Here is a 17,659-nt window from a genome sequence, read left to right on the forward strand (position 1 = left end):
AGGTTAGAAACGAACCAGTGCCGAGCCCCAGGTGAAACCGCCACCAAAGGCCTCCAGCAGCACCAATTGGCCGCGCTGGATGCGCCCGTCGCGCACCGCTTCATCCAGAGCGGAGGGCACGGAGGCTGCGGACGTATTGCCATGACGGTCAAGCGTCACCACCACGTTGTCCATGCTCATGCCCAGCTTCTTGGCGGTCGCGCTGATAATGCGCAGGTTAGCCTGATGCGGCACCAGCCAGTCCAGCTCGCTGCGGTCAAGGTTATTGGCCGCCAGCGTCTCATCCACGATGTGCGCCAGCTCCGTTACCGCCACCTTGAAGACCTCATTGCCGGTCATGGTCAGGTAAGCCGGGGTGTCCGGGCTTTGGCGGTTATGGTGCGGCAGGGTCAGCAGGTTGCCGTAGCTGCCATCGGCATGCAGGTGGGTGGAGAGGATCCCCGGCTCTTCCGAGGCGCCCAGCACCACGGCGCCCGCGCCATCACCGAACAGGATCACGGTGCCGCGATCCTGCGGGTCAAGGGTACGGGTCAGCACATCGGAGCCAATGACCAGCGCGTGGCGCACGGCGCCGCTTTTGACATACTGGTCAGCCACGCTCAGGGCGTAGGTGAAGCCGGCACAGGCAGCGGCCAGGTCAAACGCAGCTGCGTCTTTGATGCCCAGCATTTGCTGGATCTGGCAGGCGGCGCTGGGGAAGGCATGGCTGGCGGAGGTAGTGGCGACAATGATCAGGCCCAGGTCATCTTTGCTGATGCCAGCCATGTCCAGCGCGCGCTGCGCCGCTTCGAAACCCATCGTTGAGACGGTTTCGTTGGCGTCGGCCACGCGGCGCTCACGGATACCGGTGCGGGTGACGATCCATTCGTCGGAGGTATCCACCATTTTTTCAAGGTCGGCGTTAGTACGCACGTGTACGGGTAAATAGCTCCCCGTACCGAGAATCTTAGTATACATGTACGATCAGTCACTCTTGGGTAATACAGCCTCAAGGCGCGCGGCAATACGTTCAGGGACCTGCCGCTGCACCGCCTGCACAGCCTGTTCAATCGCGACAGCAAATGCTCGTTGATTCGCTGCGCCGTGGCTTTTGATAACAGTGCCCCGCAATCCTAACAGACATGCGCCATTATACTGGTCAGGGTTCAAATGACCGAACCGCTTTGCCACGCGTTTCTGTAACCATCTGCCCAGCAGTGTTACCCACCAGGCTTTCCGCTTCCCTTCGCCAGAGGATTTGAGGAGTGACAAAAAGAGTCTTATCACACCTTCCATGGTCTTCAGGGTGACGTTACCCACGAAGCCGTCACACACCAGGACATCCGTCTTGCCAGTCAGCAAGTCGTTGCCTTCAAGATAGCCTATATAGTTTATTGTGGGCGTTCTTTTTAGCACGGCGGCGGCTTCGCGGATATTATCCAGGCCTTTGGTCTCTTCTTCCCCGATGTTGAGCAATGCCACCCGGGGCTGGGCTATGCCGACCACCTCTTCCGCCATGACGGCCCCCATCACAGCGAACTGGACCAGCATTGTGCTATCGCACGCCACATTGGCGCCAAGGTCGAGCACCACGGTCTTACTGCGTTGCTGATTGGGCAGTACGCTCATCAGCGCTGGCCGTTCAATACCCGTCAGGGGTTTGAGCACCAGCTTGGCCAGTCCCATCAGCGCGCCGGTGTTGCCTGCGCTGACGCACCCCTGCGCGTCCCCCTGCTTGATCAGCTCCAGCGCCAGGCGCATTGAGCTGCCGCGGCTGTTGCGGATCGCCTGTGACGGCTTGGCATCACTGGCTATCACCGATTCAGCAGGAATGACCCGCAAGCGCGTCAATAAAGACGGATCGGTTTTGTGCAGATGGGGCGAAATCGCGTCGGGATCACCGACTAAAAGAAGGTTGAGCTCTGGATTGGAGGCCAGTGCCTGCAATGAAGCAGGCACTGTGACGGACGGACCGAAATCCCCGCCCATTGCATCTAACGCGAGGGTCAGACAAGCCAAGGCATCTATCGCTTTGCTAAATTACTTAGCAAAAGCTACTCAGATAACCTTGCGACCGCGGTAGTAACCGTCGGCAGTGATGTGGTGACGACGGTGGGTTTCACCAGACGTTTTGTCCACAGACAGAGTGGTGGTGGTCAGAGCATCGTGAGAACGACGCATGCCACGCTTGGAACGGGTTGGTTTATTCTGTTGTACGGCCATGGACCTTACTCCTCAATTACTTTTTCTTTAAACTGGCTAATACGGCAAATGGGTTGGGTTTCTCCGCCTCTTCAGGCAGTTTACCGAAGACCATGTCCGCGTCGGACACTTCACAGTGTTCAGAATCATGTACCGGAACCACCGGCAGTGAAAGAATGATTTCATCTTCAATCATTGCCAACAGATCAACTTCGCCAAAATCGTCGACGTCGATCGGTTCGTAGGCTTCCGGCAATGCCTCAGCCTGCTCATCACTGACGACCGGGCTGAAACAATACGTTGCGTGAACGTGATGCTCAAACGGCTTGCCGCAACGTTGACACTCCAGCGTCACTGTCACATCCGATGTCCCGGAGATCACAGCCAGCCGCTGGTTATCAATGTTGAACGACAGAGAGGTCTGTACGTCACTGTCCACACTGACCACGGAATCGGCAACTCGTGTTACCTGCTCAGGCGAGTAGACACCGGAGTAGTCTAAACGCTTCTGGGCGGTACGAACCGCATCAATGGTCAAGGGTAATTTTACCTTTTGCATAGGGCGCGCATATTAACTTTGTAACGACATAGAGTCAAAGAAAAAGGCCGGTTAACCGCACCTTTCACCAATATTCGCTTCCGCAGCGGCCGATAGTTTAAAATGCTGAATTCAATTACGCTATGGTTTGTGGAAAAAATATGTCCATCCCTGTAATCCTCGCCTCCACCTCCCCCTATCGCCGCGCACTGCTGGAAAAAACCGGCCTCGCGTTCACCACTGCCGCGCCTGACGCCGATGAGACGCCACAGCCCAGCGAAGAGGCCGACACGCTGGTGACCCGGCTGGCCGCCGCCAAGGCCCGTTCGCTGGCTGAGGCGTTTCCGCACCACCTTATTATAGGCTCTGACCAGGTCTGTGTGTTGGACGGTGAGATAACGGGCAAGCCGCACACCCTTGAGCGTGCATTCGCGCAACTGCGGCGCGCCAGCGGCCGCTGCGTCACTTTCTATACTGGGCTGGCCCTCTACAACAGCGCCAGTGGCCGGTTGCAGCAGGTATGTGAGACCTTTGACGTGCACTTCCGCGCCCTGAGCGATGAGGAGATCCACGGCTACCTGGCGCGTGAGATGCCGCTGGATTGCGCTGGCAGCTTCAAGAGTGAGGCGCTTGGCATCAGCCTGTTTGAGCGTCTGGCGGGGCGCGACCCCAACACCCTGGTGGGGATGCCGCTGATCGCCTTGCTGGCGCTGCTGCGCGCCGAGGGCGTTAATCCGCTGCTCGGGTAGCGCCCAACAAAAAGGCGCCCATGGGCGCCTTAAGTAGGGTCAGGCTTTCGCCTCTTTACGCAGCACGTTCAGGCAGCGTTGCAGCGCCGCATCCAGTGGGGCCTCAATGCGCATGGTTTCACCGCTGTTCGGGTGCTCAAAGCGCAGCGCCGCCGCATGGAGGAACAGGCGTTTTAGCCCGGTCGAGGCCAACTGGCTGTCGAACTCGCGGTCGCCATAGCGATCGTCAAAGGCGATGGGGTGCCCGGCGTGCAGGGTGTGGACGCGGATCTGGTGGGTGCGCCCGGTGATGGGGCTGGCCTTGACCAGTGTGGCGAAGGTGAAGCGCTCCTCGACCTTGAAGCGAGTCTCCGACGGCTTGCCCTCACTGTTGACGCGCACGATGCGCTCGCCGCTCTGCAAAATATTCTTTAGCAGCGGTGCCTGTACCACCTTGCAGTGGGACTGCCACTGCCCGCGCACCAGCGCCAGATAGTCCTTCTGCATCCCTTTCAGGCGCAGCTGCTCATGCAGCGAACGCAGCGCCGAGCGCTTTTTCGCCACCAGCAATACGCCAGAGGTATCACGGTCGAGGCGATGCACCAGCTCGAGGAAACGGGCCTCCGGGCGCAGGGCGCGCAGCCCCTCAATCACGCCAAAGCTCAGACCGCTGCCGCCATGTACTGCGGTGCCTGCGGGTTTGTTGAGGATCAGCAGGTGCTCATCCTCATACAAAATGCACTCCGCCAGGGCCGCCACCTTGTCCAGCTTGGCGGAAACCTGCGGCTCCTCACGCTCGGCGACGCGCACCGGCGGGATGCGCACCTCATCCCCGGCTTCCAGCTTGTACTCCGGTTTGATGCGCTTTTTGTTCACTCTGACTTCGCCCTTGCGCACGATGCGGTAAACCATGCTCTTCGGCACCCCTTTCAACTGGGTACGCAAAAAGTTATCGATACGCTGGCCGGCCTGATCGTCGGAGATGGTGACGATCTGCACTGATGGGTTCTCTGTTTTCATGGCGGCGATTCTAAATACCCGGCCGGTTTCGCGCCACTGATTTTTGTGATGCGGCGCGGCTTTTCACGCCGCTTGTGGCGCAAAGTTGGCTATTAACTCGGCAACCGTGATCGCCATGCTTTCTAGTGCGTGAGTTTCTTGTTAGGCACTGCTAAAGTCACCTTGCTATAACCGTGTCAGCAATGGAATAATGCGTCTACTTTCCGCGTTGATTCTCGTTGAGACAGGGAAAATAGCGGAATAATAATATTGCCTGATCGCACAAACGCAGCAATGGCGTAAGACGTAGTGATAAATCAAGCAATTAGCGGGCTGCGGGTTGCAGCCTGGCCGGCATAATGGAATGAGATCTGTCGACGTAACTGAGAGGCTATTCCCCTACAAAGAGCGCCGCTTTTCACAAAGAAAAACGGGCTTACCGAAGTAATGCGCCCCTATGCAGGCGACAACCGGGAGGTTGACGGCTTAGCGAGAAGACACGGGGCCAACGGTAAAACCGGTCAGGAGGTTATTTTGCCCGCAGCTTTATCGACAATGCAAAAATAACGAGTAAGTTAAGATGAAAAGAATGTTGATTAACGCAACTCAGCAGGAAGAGTTGCGTGTTGCCCTTGTAGATGGACAGCGGTTGTATGATCTGGATATTGAAAGTCCGGGCCATGAACAGAAAAAAGCCAATATCTATAAAGGCAAAATCACACGTATAGAACCTAGCCTCGAAGCCGCCTTCGTTGATTACGGTGCCGAGCGACACGGTTTTCTCCCCCTCAAAGAAATTGCCCGCGAATATTTCCCCAGTAACTACGCCTCCCACGGTCGCCCCAACATCAAAGATGTCTTGCGCGAAGGCCAGGAAGTCATTGTCCAGGTAGATAAAGAAGAGCGTGGCAACAAGGGCGCGGCCCTAACCACCTTCATCAGCCTGGCGGGTAGCTATCTGGTACTGATGCCGAATAACCCGCGCGCGGGTGGCATCTCCCGTCGTATCGAAGGTGACGACCGCACCGAGCTGAAAGAGGCGCTCTCTGCCCTGCAACTGCCAGACGGCATGGGGCTGATTGTGCGCACCGCTGGCGTCGGCAAGTCCGCCGAAGCGCTGCAGTGGGATCTCTCTTTCCGCATCAAGCACTGGGACGCCATCAAGAAAGCCGCAGAGGGCCGACCGGCGCCCTTCCTGATCCATCAGGAGAGCAACGTCATTGTCCGCGCCTTCCGCGACTACCTGCGCCCGGACATCGGTGAAATCCTGATCGATAACCCGAAGATCCTCGACCTGGCAAAAGAGCACATCGCCGCGCTGGGCCGCCCGGACTTCAGCAGCAAGATAAAGCTCTACACCGGCGAGATCCCGCTGTTCAGCCACTACCAAATCGAGTCGCAGATTGAGTCTGCCTTCCAGCGTGAAGTGCGCCTGCCCTCTGGCGGCTCCATCGTGATTGACAGCACCGAAGCGCTGACCGCCATCGACATCAACTCCGCTCGCGCCACCCGCGGCGGCGACATTGAAGAGACGGCGTTCAACACCAACCTGGAAGCGGCCGACGAGATTGCCCGCCAGCTGCGCCTGCGTGACCTCGGTGGCTTGATCGTTATCGACTTTATCGACATGACCCCGGTGCGCCACCAGCGCGAGGTGGAGAACCGCCTGCGCGACGCCGTGCGCCAGGACCGCGCCCGTATCCAGATCGGCCGCATCTCCCGGTTCGGCCTGCTGGAGATGTCCCGCCAGCGCCTCAGCCCATCGCTGGGCGAGTCAAGCCACCACGTCTGCCCGCGCTGTAGCGGCACCGGCACCATCCGTGACAACGAATCGCTGTCGCTCTCCATCCTGCGCCTGATCGAAGAGGAAGCACTGAAGGAGAACACCAAAGAGGTGCACGCCATTGTGCCGGTGCAGATCGCTTCCTACCTGCTGAATGAAAAACGTGAAGCGGTGAATGCGATTGAGAAGCGCCAGGGCGGCGTCCGTGCCGTTATCGTGCCAAGCGACCAGATGCACACCCCGCACTACTCCGTGCTGCGCGTGCGCAAAGGGGAAGAGACCTCGACCCTCAGCTACCTGCTGCCGCAGCTGCATGAGGCAGAGATGGTGCAGCCATCCGACGACATGCCAGCCGAGCGCAAACGCCCGGAGCAGCCGGCGCTGGCGACCTTCGCCCTGCCTGCCGAAGCCCCGCCGGTGTTTGAGGAAAAAGCCCCTGTGGCCAAGCCAGCTGCCGCTGCCGCGCCTGTCGCCCAGCCGAAACCGGCTCCGGCTGCTGCCGCGCCAACCCCTGGCTTCTTTGGCCGCCTGTTGGGTGGGCTGAAAAACCTGTTCGCTGCCGAGCCGCAACCGGAAGCCAAACCGGTAGAAGAGCCGGTGGTGAAGCAGGAAGAGAGCAGCGATACCCGTCGCAACGATCGTGAGCGCCGTGCGCCACGCCGCCAGAATGGCAACCGCAAGGACCGCAATGGTGACCGCCGTCAGCGTGACGACCGTGAGCCACGCGAGGCGCGTGAACCGCGTGAGTCCCGCGAGCCGCGTGAAGCCCGTGAGCCGCGCGAGGCCCGTGAGCCGCGTGAATCCCGCGAGCCACGTGACGATCAGCGCCGCAACAAACGCAATCAGGATGTGGTGGTTGAGCGCAGTGAAGAGGCGGAAAAGGCGCTGCGTGAAGAGCAGCAGCAACGCCGTGAGCAGCGTGCCGAGCGCCAGCGCCGTCGTCAGGAAGAGAAGCGCAAAGCGCAGCTGGATGCCAAGACCGAAGAGATCGTGGCAACCCAGGAGGCAGTCGCCGCCAACGCCGATGATGTTGAGCAGGAAGATCGTCCGCAGCCGGTCATGCAGCGCCGTGAACGCCGCCAGCTGACCCAGCGTGTGCGTATTGGTGACGAGCAGCCACTGCCAGTCGTACAGGCAGAGAGCGACACCGCCGCGCCCGCCGAGGAGGAGAACAACGCCGAGTCGCGCAATGGCAACGAGGGCGGTATGCCGCGCCGTTCACGCCGTTCGCCGCGTCACCTGCGCGTCAGTGGCCAGCGTCGCCGCCGTTATCGTGATGAGCGTTACCCGTCCCAGTCGCCAGTGCCGCTGGCAGGCGCCTTCGCCTCACCAGAGATGGCCTCTGGCAAAGTGTGGGTCAGCTATCCAGTGACGGCCGCTGCGGAAGAGCATCATGAAGAGATGTCGCCGCACACTGCACTCTCTGCTGGCATTGCTGAACTGCATGAGAACGGTGACTACGTCTACCGCAACAAACCGGAAGATGAGGTGGCTGACGCCGCAGAGGTCGCTACCCCGACGCTGGAAATTGTCGCCGATCCGCTGGTCAACGCTGACAGCGTGGTGATTGAAGCGCCGCAGGGTGCCATTGAGATGGACGTGGAACCGGTGAACGCCGAGCCAGCTGAACAGCCAGCCCCGGTGGAAGCCCCGGCCACTGAGCAACCGGCAGAGCCGATTGCCGCCGCGCCAGCCATCTCAGCAGAGGCGCCAGCAGAGGCCCCGGCTGAGACGCCAGTGGTGACGGAAGAGGCAGCCCGTCTGGCGGAACCGGCAGAGCACGCCGTGGCCGAGCCAGCGCCAGCCCCGGAAGCGCAGCCGGTTCATGAGGTCGAGCCTGCTGAAATCACCCACGCAGTGGAAGAGGCCGCTCCGGCCGACACTTCTGCGCCGGTTGAGGCAGAAACCCCGGCACCGGTTGCCGTAAACGCTGCCCCTCAGGCTGAAGAAGCCGTAGTGGAAGCCGCGCCTGCAACCAACGTTGAGGTTGCCCCGGCAGTGGAAGAGGAAGCAGCCAAGGCGACCTTGGTGGCCGAAGCCGCCCAGGCAGCTGAACAGTCGCAGGTTGCTTTCAAGCATCACGCCACGGCACCGATGACCAAGGCACCGGCCCCGGCCTACCAGCCGGAAGCACCACGCGAAAGCAACTGGCAGCGCCCAACCTTCAACTTTGAAGGCAAAGGCTCCGCTGGCGGCCACGCGGCGGCCAGCACCGCCACTGCCCCGGCTACCCGCCCAGAAATGAGCGAGTAAGCCTGCCGCCCTCCCCATGGGGGGGTTGGTAGATAAGAAAAACCCGCCAATTGGCGGGTTTTTTTATGCCTGCGCCCAGTGGTCAGGCAATCTGTTTCAGCGTTTTGATATCCAGGGAGGCGAGCTTGCCCTCCAGCTGGCTGGCAAAGCGGCCAAAGTGTTCGCTGTTATTGTGCTTATCCAGCGCCTCCTGCGAGCGCCAGCGCTCAAAGAAGACAAAGCAGGCTGGATCTTCGCTGTCCTGATGCAGTTCATACTGAATGCACCCCACTTCCAGCCGGCTCGGCTCAATGATCTCATGCAGTGTGCTGGCCACCTCTTCCTGATGTTCAGGCTTGGCGACCAAGGTTGCGACGACACGCACTTCCATAGGTAAACTCCTTAATAATGAGGCCGGGCCTGCGGATAATGCGGCCCCGGCCGAATGAATACACTCACTATGGCCCCATCACGCAATCGATTTCAACTTTGGATTAACAAACAGATGCATCGACGGCGCTTTCCGCTTATGCTTACACCCCGCCATAAATCGCCTCTTCACAAGGCCGCCCATAACGCCTTTTTTATTTATGCCGGAGTTTGAAATGACCGCACGACCGCAAGTTCTGAAGATCCGCCGCCCTGACGACTGGCACATCCATCTGCGTGATGATGACATGCTCAGAACCGTGGTGCCCTACACCAGCGAGGTTTTTGGCCGGGCGATCGTCATGCCGAATCTGGTTCCCCCTGTCACCTCGTGTAAGCAAGCGATTGCTTATCGGGATCGTATCCTGGCGGCCGTGCCCGCGGGCCACCGTTTCGAACCGCTGATGACCTGCTACCTAACTGACACCCTGGACGCCAATGAACTGGTGCAGGGCTTTGAGCAGGGCATCTTTACCGCCGCTAAACTCTACCCGGCCAATGCCACCACCAACTCCTCCCACGGCGTGACGCACGTGCCGGGCATCTATCCGCTGTTCGAGCAGATGCAGAAGATCGGTATGCCACTGCTGATCCACGGCGAGGTGACCCATGCGCACGTGGATATTTTCGACCGCGAGGCGCGTTTCATTGATGAGGTGATGGATCCTATCCGCCGCCACTTCCCGTCGTTGAAGATTGTGTTTGAGCACATCACCACCAAAGATGCGGCAGAGTACGTGCTGAACGGCGACCGTTTCCTCGGTGCCACCGTCACTCCCCAGCACCTGATGTTCAACCGCAATGACATGCTGGTGGGCGGCATCCGTCCCCATCTGTTCTGCCTGCCCATCTTGAAGCGCAATATCCACCAGGAGGCGCTGCGCCGTGCGGTCGCCAGCGGCAGTGACCGCTTCTTCCTCGGCACTGACTCCGCGCCGCACACCCGCCACCGCAAGGAGTCCAGCTGTGGCTGTGCTGGCTGCTTCAACGCGCCGCTGGCGATGTCTGCCTATGCCACCGTCTTTGAGGAGCTGGGCGCGCTGGAGCATCTGGAGGCCTTCGCCTCGCTCAACGGCCCGCAGTTCTACGGTCTGCCGGTCAATGAGGATTTCATTGAGCTGGAGCGCGTCGAGGTAACCCAGCCGCAAGAGATTGCCCTGCCCGGCGACACCATTGTGCCCTTCCTAGCCGGCCAGACGCTGCCGTGGCGGGTACGCAACCAGAGCGCTTAAACGGGCTTGCGCACCCTCACGCCATACTGTATAAATAAACAGGTAAATCTGGCGCAGGGGGTGCGTAATGCGTGTTGAATTGACCCTTGATAAAACCAAACCCTTGCCAGGTGGTGCCCTTGAGGCGCTCTCTGGTGAGCTGAGTAAACGCCTGAACCAGCAGTTCGACGGCGTATCGGTACAGGTGCGTTATGCTGGCGCCAACCATCTCTCCGTGTTGGGCGGCGCCAAAACAGACCGGGCACTCATCGAAGAGATCCTCCAGCAAACCTGGGAGAGCGCCGATGAGTGGTTCACCACCGATCTCTGACCTTTCGCTGTTTTTTGCCGGGCGTCGCTTCCCGGCTTTTTTATCTGCCGCTCTCCCCTGTTCAACTTGCCCAAGCCGATATAGCATTAAGTGGTCTTCTTAGCGTTCCCGCTCCGGCGGCTCCCCGTGCCGGGCTGCCCACAGCGGCGTCTATATCTGGCTTGTCATCAAACAGGAGAAACACATGGTCACCGAAAAACCAGAAGAGGCAATGACGTTTGGCGAGCTGCTGGAGCTGATCCGCGATCAGCAACGGCGGTTAGGTGTACTGGAAGCGGCATTCTCTTATCTGGCATTCAGTCATGACGATAAATCAGCACAATTAATGATTCACAGCCTGAAACTGGAAGCCCAAAACCAGAATCGGGATGCCGAGACGCAGAAGCATTTCGCCGAGCTGGCGGAACAGTGGGAAAAACGATTTTCTCCAACGATTACCCCCACTGCCGAATAAAATTTAGCCTCTCCGGCGTGGCCGGGGAGGTTCCTATAGCTTAAGTAGAAAAAAAGCGAATTTTGCTCAATTCCTGCCCGTTCAGGCATTTTTTTAGCCTAGCATCAACTTTTACTTTCCAAAAACCTGTCGGCCGTGCTTATACTTAACCTGCTCACCTGATAACGAGCCGCCTTGATCCTCAGTTAGTCACTCACGTTAGTCACTACCACCTAAGGGGTCTATATGGACAGAAAAGATGAAGTAATTCAGACACACCCGCTCGTAGGTTGGGATATCAGTACCGTCGATGTTTACGACGCCATGATGATTCGTCTTCATTACCTGTCTTCAACAGACCAGTCACCCGAAGAGGCCCATGTCGACAGGACATTATGGCTGACTACCGATGTTGCACGGCAACTCGTCTCCATTCTTGAAGCTGGCATCGCAAAAATCGAATCCAATGAATACCTGGATCTTGATCACCGTAAACATTAATGTTGTTTACCTCTCGGCCTAAGGCACCCTCTTCCGGGTGCCTTTTGCATTTTCAGGCCGCCCCCTGCGCCACGCATTGTCATTGGCGGGAAGATCTCTATCATGGCTAGGATTCAGGGTGCCTAAGAGGAAGCAGTTTCATGGAATATGATTTGATCATTGTCGGCAGCGGCTCCGTTGGGGCGGCGGCGGGCTACTATGCGCATCAGGCCGGGCTGAAGACGCTGATGATTGACAGCGCAATGCCGCCGCACAAGAGCGGCAGCCACCACGGCCAGACACGCATTATTCGCCATGCCTATGGTGAGGGTGAACGCTATGTGCCGCTGGTGCTGCGCGCGCAGGCGCTATGGGAACAGCTGGCGACGCAGAGCGAAGCCACAGTGTTCCACCGTTGCGGCGTCATCAATATTGGCTCAGCGCAGTCAGCCTTCCTGCACAATGTCCGCCAGAGCGCGGAGCGCCACGGTTTGCCAGTGGAGATACTGGACTCCCAGCAGGTACAGGCACGCTGGCCGGTGTTTACCGTGCCGGATGAATTCATCGGGATTTTTGAGCCGCGCTCTGGGGTGCTGGAGTGTGAAAAGGCGATTGAAAGCTACATCCGGCTGGCCCGTGAGGCCGGTTGTGCCCAGCTGTTCAACTGCCCGGTCAGCGCCGTTACCCCGCTGGAACAGGGTATGAGCGTCACCACGCCGGAGGGGGTATTTACCGCACGCAAAGTGGTGATCTGCGCCGGTAGCTGGGTGAAAGCGCTGCTGCCTGAGCTGCCGATGCAGCCGGTGCGCAAGGTTTTCGCCTGGCATCAGGCCGATGGGCGCTACAGCCAGGAGAACCACTTCCCGGCCTTCACCGTTGAAGCGGGCGAAAATGACCACTACTACGGCTTCCCGGCGGGCAAAGAGGGGCTGAAACTGGGCAAGCACAATGGCGGCCAGCCAATTGAGACGCTGGCGGAGTGCCGGCCATTCGGCAGTGTGGCGGAGGATGGCACCGAGGTGTTCCGCTTCCTGCGCCGCTTCCTGCCGGGTGTCGGTGTCTGCCTGCATGGCGAAGCGTGCAGCTATGACATGTCGCCAGACGAGGACTTTATCATTGATACCCTGCCCGACTGCCCGCAGGCGATGGTCATCACCGGCCTGAGTGGCCACGGCTTTAAATTTGCCAGTGTCCTCGGGGAGATTGCTGCCCTTTATGCCGATGACCAGCCCATTCCCTTTGACCTCACGCCGTTCCGCCTGAACCGTTTCGACTGACCGGCCCGCAATAATATACAGGCGCAGAATATTAATTCTTTGCCTGTATTTATCTAGAGAATATATTCGGCTTTTGCAGGGGTGACACCCCTCTTTTTCTGAATTGACGTTGCGAGATGTTCTGCTTATTTTTGCGCACTAATGAAATGGACATTCATGTATTGCCCACGAGTGAGCAGAGAATGCGAATACTTATTGTTGATAGTTGTGCCTATACCTTTCTCGGCACGTCCAGTTTCCTGGCAGATTACCCCCATATTACCCTCCAGCAGGCCGCCTCCCCTGAACAGGCCCTCCAGATGTTGCGCGGCGCCTTCTTTGATGTGGTGCTGGTAAACCTGACCCACCACTGCCGTTGCAGCGGCCCTTTTCCCTCGCTGGCGGATTTTTTCCTGTTGTGCGGCCCGGCGCGGGTCTACATCTACCTTGATGCCCCCTATCCCACCTCAACGGACCCAATTCCGCTCTCTGGCCGGGTGGCGCTGATGAACAAACATGGCCTGACGGCCCTGCTCCCCATGCTGACCGCGCCGTGCCAGCCGGGTGGCTTTATCACCTATACCAACAACGGCTATCTCTTTACCCGGCAGGAGCTGGCCGTGATTGTGCTATGGATAGACCACCAGAAAACCAACCACCAGATTGCCCAGCAACTGGGGATCTGCGGCCGTACGGTGTACGTGCACAAGCGCCACGCCACCCAGAAGCTGGCGGTGCGCAACCGGCTAGAGTTCTGTTCGCTCTACCCGATGCTTAAGTATGTGATCTTTCCGCCAGCCTATCGCCGCCTGACAGATAACTCGCTGCTGGCTTACCTGAATTACGATTTGGTTCCCTAGCCGCCTAGAGTGATGGGCAATGGATTGCCGCCGCTGCCCGTTATCTTTCCACTGGGTCAAATCACTTTGGTTATATTGACACTTCCTGAATAAAACTGACGTATTAATAACGTTAATTGACATTAATAACGGCAAGCGCCGGTGTCGGTTTTTTTCTGCTCGCTATTTCCCTCCTTACTCAACCGATGGCATTGAATAACCTTCCCACTTACCGGTCAAAAAAGATGAATAAAGTTAGCTAATTATTTCATTTGAAAAATAATTGTTGCTTTTAATTTGGCTGATGACTATTTTCTGGAAAATCCCCTGTCGGCAAGCAAAAGGTCGATGATGAAATTCCGCAATGATACCCATGCCTTTGGGCATACCAGTATTGTGATCCATTGGCTGGCGGCGCTGGTGGTTTATGGCATGTTCGCCCTCGGGTTATGGATGGTGACACTTGGCTACTACGATACCTGGTATCACCGGGCGCCAGAGCTGCATAAGAGCGTCGGCACCCTGCTTTTTATCGTGATGCTGTTCCGCGTGCTGTGGCGCTTTGTCTCGCCGCCGCCCCTGCCGCTCAGCAGTTACAGCGCGCTCACGCGGATGGCCGCCACGGCTGCGCACCTACTGCTGCTGGCCGGGCTGATTGCCATCATGGTCACCGGTTATTTGATCTCCACCGCGGAGGGCCAGCCCATTAGCGTCTTCGGCTGGTTTAACGTGCCGGCGCTGTTTAGCCTCGACGCCACCCAGACCGATCTGGCCGGCGACCTGCACCTCTGGCTGGCGTGGGGCGTGGTGATCCTCTCGGTGCTACATGCGCTGGCCGCGCTGAAACACCACTTTATCGATCGCGATGACACCCTCAGACGGATGCTGGGTCGCCGCCTCTCTTGATAACGCGTTACCTACTGGATACATGGAGAATGTTATGACAACGATGACCCACCTGCTTAAGCGCAGCGTTCTGGGCGTGACCCTCGCCTCCCTGATGATGAGCGCGGGGGCGGCCGTGGCCGCTGACTACAAGATTGATAAAGAGGGGCAGCACGCGTTCTTGCAGTTCCGCATCAAGCACCTGGGCTATAGCTGGATCTATGGCAGCTTCAATGATTTTGACGGTAACTTCACCTTTGATGAGCAGAACCCTTCCGCTGACAAGGTGAACGTGACTATCAATACCAACAGCGTGGACACCAACCATGCCGAGCGCGACAAGCACTTACGCAGCGCGGAGTTCCTGAATACCGGCAAGTATCCACAGGCGACCTTCACCTCCACCAAGGTGGAGAAGGATGGCGACGAACTGAAGATCACCGGTGACTTCACGCTCAATGGCGTGACCAAGCCGCTGACGCTGGAAGCCAAGCTGATCGGCCAGGGCGATGACCCGTGGGGCAGCTACCGCGCCGGCTTTGAGGCCGAGGGCGAGTTCGCGCTGAAGGATTACAATATCAATACCAAGCTTGGCCCGGCCTCACAAAACGTGGAGCTGATCATCTCGCTGGAGGGGGTCAGGCCGAAATAAGGCCGCCGCCATAAAAAAGGCCACCCGTGGGGTGGCCTTTTTCGTCTTATCAGGCGTCGCTGTTGTCCGGCGCCGGGATGTGCAGGCGTGGGCGCAACATGCCCTTCGATTTGTTGAAGATCTTATTGCCATTTTCACGGCCGGCACGGCGCGCGCGCTGCTCCTCAGGCGGCAGCTTCAGCTCTTCACAGCAGATCTCGCTACAGCAGCCCTCAAAGGCCTCGGCACACTGCGGGCACTGGATGAACAGCAGGTGGCAGCCATCATTCTTGCAGTTGGTGTGGGTGTCGCAGGAGGTGCCGCACTGGTGACAGTGGGCAATCACATCGTCCGACACCCGCTCGCCCATGCGCTCATCAAAGACAAAGTTTTTGCCGATGAACTTCAGCGGCAGCCCCTGCTCGCGGGCGCGGCGGGTGTACTCGATGATCCCGCCCTCGACGTGGTAGATGTTCTTGAAACCGTGGTGCAGCATGTAGGCACTGGCCTTCTCGCAGCGGATACCGCCGGTGCAGTACATCACGATGTTCTTCTCTTTCTGCTCCTGCAACATCTCTACCGCCATCGGCAGCTGGTCGCGGAAGGTGTCAGAGGGCACCTCCAGGGCGTTGGTGAAGTGGCCCACTTCATACTCGTAGTGGTTGCGCATGTCGACAAACACCGTGTTGGGATCGTCAATCATCTGGTTGACCTGATCGGCCTTCAGGTACGCGCCGACGTTGGAGGGATCAAAGGTCTCATCCTCAATGCCATCGGCCACGATGCGCTCACGCACCTTCATGCGCAGTACCCAGAATGATTTGCCATCGTCTTCCAGCGCGATGTTCAGGCGCACCTGATCCAGCGCCGGGTGGCTGGTGAACAGCGCCTGCTTGAACGCCTCTACGCGGCTCTGCGGTACGCTGATCTGGGCATTAATGCCCTCTTTGGCGATATAGACGCGGCCGAACACCTTTTCAGCGATGAACGCCAGATAGAGTGCGTCACGGAACGCCTTGGGATCGTCAAGGGTGAAATATTTGTAGAACGAAATGGTGGTGCGCGGCTCGGTTTCGGCCAACATGCGCGCCTTCAGTTCTTCATTGGAAATCTGGTTATGTAACACTGGCATGGTGTACGTTCCTGCGATGTTTGGTATGAATCGGGCCAGCAGTCGCCGCGAGGGCGAAAACGGCGGCCGTATGATACATGATAGTTTTTGCTAAAACATCATCAGCGCCAATGAATGCTGGCTTTTCCGGCAATGGGCATGCCGAAACAAAATGTTGCTGGACAATGGGTTGACGTAATGAGGAAAAGCGATAAGCCTTGTTATCGTTTCATTGTAAAACATTCACCTTTGGGGAGGCCCGCCCCTCCCCGCCAGACAAGCGAGGTTACCCATGAGTCAGCTCTTTACCCCCTACCACCTTGGCTCCCTGACGCTTCCCAACCGTATCGTCATCGCACCGATGTGCCAATACTCCTCTGACGATGGCAAGGCCACCTCCTGGCACACCATCCACCTCGGCAATCTGGCGCTCTCCGGTGCCGGGTTGTTGATTGTGGAGGCGACGGCCGTGGAGGCCGTGGGCCGCATCACGCAGCAGGATCTGGGGCTGTGGGATGATGAGACGGAGCAGGCGCTCTCCGGCGTGGTGAAGGCCATCCGCGAAAATAGCGACATTCCACTAGGGATCCAGCTAGGCCACGCAGGCCGCAAGGCCTCCTGCCAGCGTCCGTGGGAGGGCGGCGCCTCCATCCCAGCAGGCCAACCAGGCGGCTGGAAGACCGTTGCCCCCTCCGCCATTCCCTATAACCCAGAAAAGGATGAGACGCCGGAGGCCATGTCGTTGGCGCGCATTGAGGAGCTGAAGGCCAATTTTGTCGCCGCCGCCAAACGCGCTGACCGGCTGGGCTTCGACCTGCTGGAGCTGCACGCGGCACACGGCTACCTGCTGCACCAGTTCCTCTCCCCGCTCTCCAACCAGCGTGATGACCAGTATGGCGGCTCACTGCAAAACCGTATGCGGCTGGTGCTGGAGATCTATCAGGCGCTGCGTGACGCCTTCCCGGCAGAAAAACCGATTGGGGTGCGCATCTCCGCCACCGACTGGGCGGACGGCGGCTGGGATCTGGAACAGTCCGTGGCGCTGGCGAAGGCGCTGGATGAGTTGGGTTGCAGCTACATCCACGTCTCCAGCGGCGGCAACTCCACCGCGCAGAAGATTGCCGTCAGCCCGAACTATCAGGTGCCTTTTGCCGATCGCATCCGTCAGGCGGTCAAGATGCCGGTCATCGCGGTGGGGCTGATCACCGAGCCAGAGCAGGCGGAAGCGATTGTCGCCACCGGTCAGGCCGATCTGGTGGCGCTGGCGCGCGGTATGCTCTATGACCCGCGCTGGCCGTGGCACGCCGCTGCCCGTCTGGGCGCGAAGGCGATTGCCCCTGACCAGTACAAGCGCTCAGAACCCCACGCGCTGAAAGGGCTGTTCAACGATAAATAACCCTGCCCGGCGGCGGGTCAGCCGGCCCGCCGCCTTGATGGCCGAAAAAGCAGGCAATTCGCCGCTAATCTGCGCATCTTTCTGGCAAAATGAATCTTTTATGCGGTCAATTTTCACCTGTGCCAGGAATGATGGCACAATATTAACAATGTAGTGGATGAATACGTTCATTGATCCCTACTGCATCCTGTCCCTG

The 17,659-nt window shown here is 58.6% G+C and carries 19 protein-coding genes; 11 read left to right on the plus strand and 8 right to left on the minus strand.

The genetic code is table 11. The features are described from left to right. Window positions 1-3: 3 nt before the first annotated feature. The 4 genes from ACK3SD_RS10695 to yceD are packed head-to-tail and all read right to left on the minus strand — an operon-like array spanning window position 4 to window position 2,740. Window positions 4-957: a beta-ketoacyl-ACP synthase III gene (locus ACK3SD_RS10695; RefSeq protein ID WP_481125465.1), complete on the minus strand. Its 954-nt coding sequence runs from the start codon at window positions 955-957 to the stop codon at window positions 4-6. Between the two features lie 6 nt (window positions 958-963). Continuing rightward, entirely contained in the window at window positions 964-1,998 is a 1,035-nt protein-coding gene (plsX, locus tag ACK3SD_RS10700; protein WP_481125466.1) for a phosphate acyltransferase PlsX, read from the minus strand. Window positions 1,999-2,037: 39 nt separating this feature from the next. Then, a complete protein-coding gene (gene rpmF, locus ACK3SD_RS10705) occupies window positions 2,038-2,202 on the minus strand; it encodes a 50S ribosomal protein L32 (protein WP_137763545.1) in 165 nt (54 codons plus the stop codon). 16 nt (window positions 2,203-2,218) lie between these two features. After that, entirely contained in the window at window positions 2,219-2,740 is a 522-nt protein-coding gene (gene yceD, locus ACK3SD_RS10710; protein WP_481125467.1) for a 23S rRNA accumulation protein YceD, read from the minus strand. A gap of 140 nt (window positions 2,741-2,880) precedes the next feature. Between yceD and ACK3SD_RS10715 the strand changes: the two genes are divergently transcribed. Next, window positions 2,881-3,468 carry a Maf family protein gene (locus ACK3SD_RS10715; protein ID WP_481125468.1) on the plus strand — a complete coding sequence of 196 codons (588 nt, stop codon included), beginning with the start codon at window positions 2,881-2,883 and terminating at the stop codon, window positions 3,466-3,468. A 39-nt stretch (window positions 3,469-3,507) separates the two neighbouring features. Here the strand turns inward: ACK3SD_RS10715 and rluC are convergent, their stop codons facing one another. Next, window positions 3,508-4,467, minus strand: a complete 960-nt coding sequence (rluC, locus tag ACK3SD_RS10720; protein ID WP_137763548.1) for a 23S rRNA pseudouridine(955/2504/2580) synthase RluC — start codon at window positions 4,465-4,467, stop codon at window positions 3,508-3,510. A gap of 559 nt (window positions 4,468-5,026) precedes the next feature. Here rluC and rne point away from each other — a divergent pair. Next, the gene (rne, locus tag ACK3SD_RS10725) at window positions 5,027-8,482 is read left to right on the plus strand and encodes a ribonuclease E (protein ID WP_481125469.1); all 3,456 of its coding nucleotides are present in this window, start codon (window positions 5,027-5,029) and stop codon (window positions 8,480-8,482) included. Window positions 8,483-8,564: 82 nt separating this feature from the next. Here the strand turns inward: rne and ACK3SD_RS10730 are convergent, their stop codons facing one another. Next, the gene (locus tag ACK3SD_RS10730; protein ID WP_137763550.1) at window positions 8,565-8,852 is read right to left on the minus strand and encodes a putative quinol monooxygenase; all 288 of its coding nucleotides are present in this window, start codon (window positions 8,850-8,852) and stop codon (window positions 8,565-8,567) included. A gap of 214 nt (window positions 8,853-9,066) precedes the next feature. On the opposite strand from ACK3SD_RS10730, the gene pyrC reads away from it, so the two are divergent. The 8 genes from pyrC (at window position 9,067) to ACK3SD_RS10770 (ending at window position 14,977) form a co-directional block, all read left to right on the plus strand. Beyond that, on the plus strand, window positions 9,067-10,122 hold the full coding sequence (gene pyrC / locus ACK3SD_RS10735; RefSeq protein ID WP_481125470.1) for a dihydroorotase: 1,056 nt from the start codon (window positions 9,067-9,069) through the stop codon (window positions 10,120-10,122). 67 nt (window positions 10,123-10,189) lie between these two features. After that, window positions 10,190-10,432, plus strand: coding sequence for a DNA damage-inducible protein I (gene dinI, locus ACK3SD_RS10740; RefSeq protein WP_137763552.1), 243 nt, complete (start codon window positions 10,190-10,192; stop codon window positions 10,430-10,432). A 184-nt stretch (window positions 10,433-10,616) separates the two neighbouring features. Next, entirely contained in the window at window positions 10,617-10,886 is a 270-nt protein-coding gene (locus ACK3SD_RS10745; RefSeq protein ID WP_481125471.1) for a hypothetical protein, read from the plus strand. Between the two features lie 225 nt (window positions 10,887-11,111). Beyond that, window positions 11,112-11,366: a biofilm formation regulator BssS gene (bssS, locus tag ACK3SD_RS10750; RefSeq protein ID WP_072925467.1), complete on the plus strand. Its 255-nt coding sequence runs from the start codon at window positions 11,112-11,114 to the stop codon at window positions 11,364-11,366. A gap of 140 nt (window positions 11,367-11,506) precedes the next feature. Beyond that, window positions 11,507-12,622: an N-methyl-L-tryptophan oxidase gene (solA, locus tag ACK3SD_RS10755; RefSeq protein ID WP_481125472.1), complete on the plus strand. Its 1,116-nt coding sequence runs from the start codon at window positions 11,507-11,509 to the stop codon at window positions 12,620-12,622. 182 nt (window positions 12,623-12,804) lie between these two features. Next, window positions 12,805-13,461 carry a response regulator transcription factor gene (locus ACK3SD_RS10760; protein ID WP_481125473.1) on the plus strand — a complete coding sequence of 219 codons (657 nt, stop codon included), beginning with the start codon at window positions 12,805-12,807 and terminating at the stop codon, window positions 13,459-13,461. A gap of 330 nt (window positions 13,462-13,791) precedes the next feature. Beyond that, window positions 13,792-14,346: a cytochrome b gene (locus ACK3SD_RS10765; RefSeq protein ID WP_481125474.1), complete on the plus strand. Its 555-nt coding sequence runs from the start codon at window positions 13,792-13,794 to the stop codon at window positions 14,344-14,346. A gap of 43 nt (window positions 14,347-14,389) precedes the next feature. Beyond that, complete coding sequence (locus tag ACK3SD_RS10770; protein WP_137764976.1) at window positions 14,390-14,977, plus strand: YceI family protein; 588 nt, start codon at window positions 14,390-14,392, stop codon at window positions 14,975-14,977. Between the two features lie 49 nt (window positions 14,978-15,026). Here the strand turns inward: ACK3SD_RS10770 and trhO are convergent, their stop codons facing one another. After that, window positions 15,027-16,088, minus strand: a complete 1,062-nt coding sequence (trhO, locus tag ACK3SD_RS10775; protein WP_481125475.1) for an oxygen-dependent tRNA uridine(34) hydroxylase TrhO — start codon at window positions 16,086-16,088, stop codon at window positions 15,027-15,029. Between the two features lie 271 nt (window positions 16,089-16,359). On the opposite strand from trhO, the gene ACK3SD_RS10780 reads away from it, so the two are divergent. Further along, the gene (locus ACK3SD_RS10780; RefSeq protein ID WP_481125476.1) at window positions 16,360-17,463 is read left to right on the plus strand and encodes an NADH:flavin oxidoreductase/NADH oxidase; all 1,104 of its coding nucleotides are present in this window, start codon (window positions 16,360-16,362) and stop codon (window positions 17,461-17,463) included. On the opposite strand, the gene ACK3SD_RS10785 is transcribed toward ACK3SD_RS10780, so the two are convergent. Further along, entirely contained in the window at window positions 17,422-17,634 is a 213-nt protein-coding gene (locus ACK3SD_RS10785) for a hypothetical protein (protein ID WP_481125477.1), read from the minus strand. The genes ACK3SD_RS10780 and ACK3SD_RS10785 overlap by 42 nt on opposite strands. Between the last annotated feature and the right edge of the window lie 25 nt (window positions 17,635-17,659).

Source organism: Chimaeribacter sp. YP20170169 (assembly GCF_056739715.1).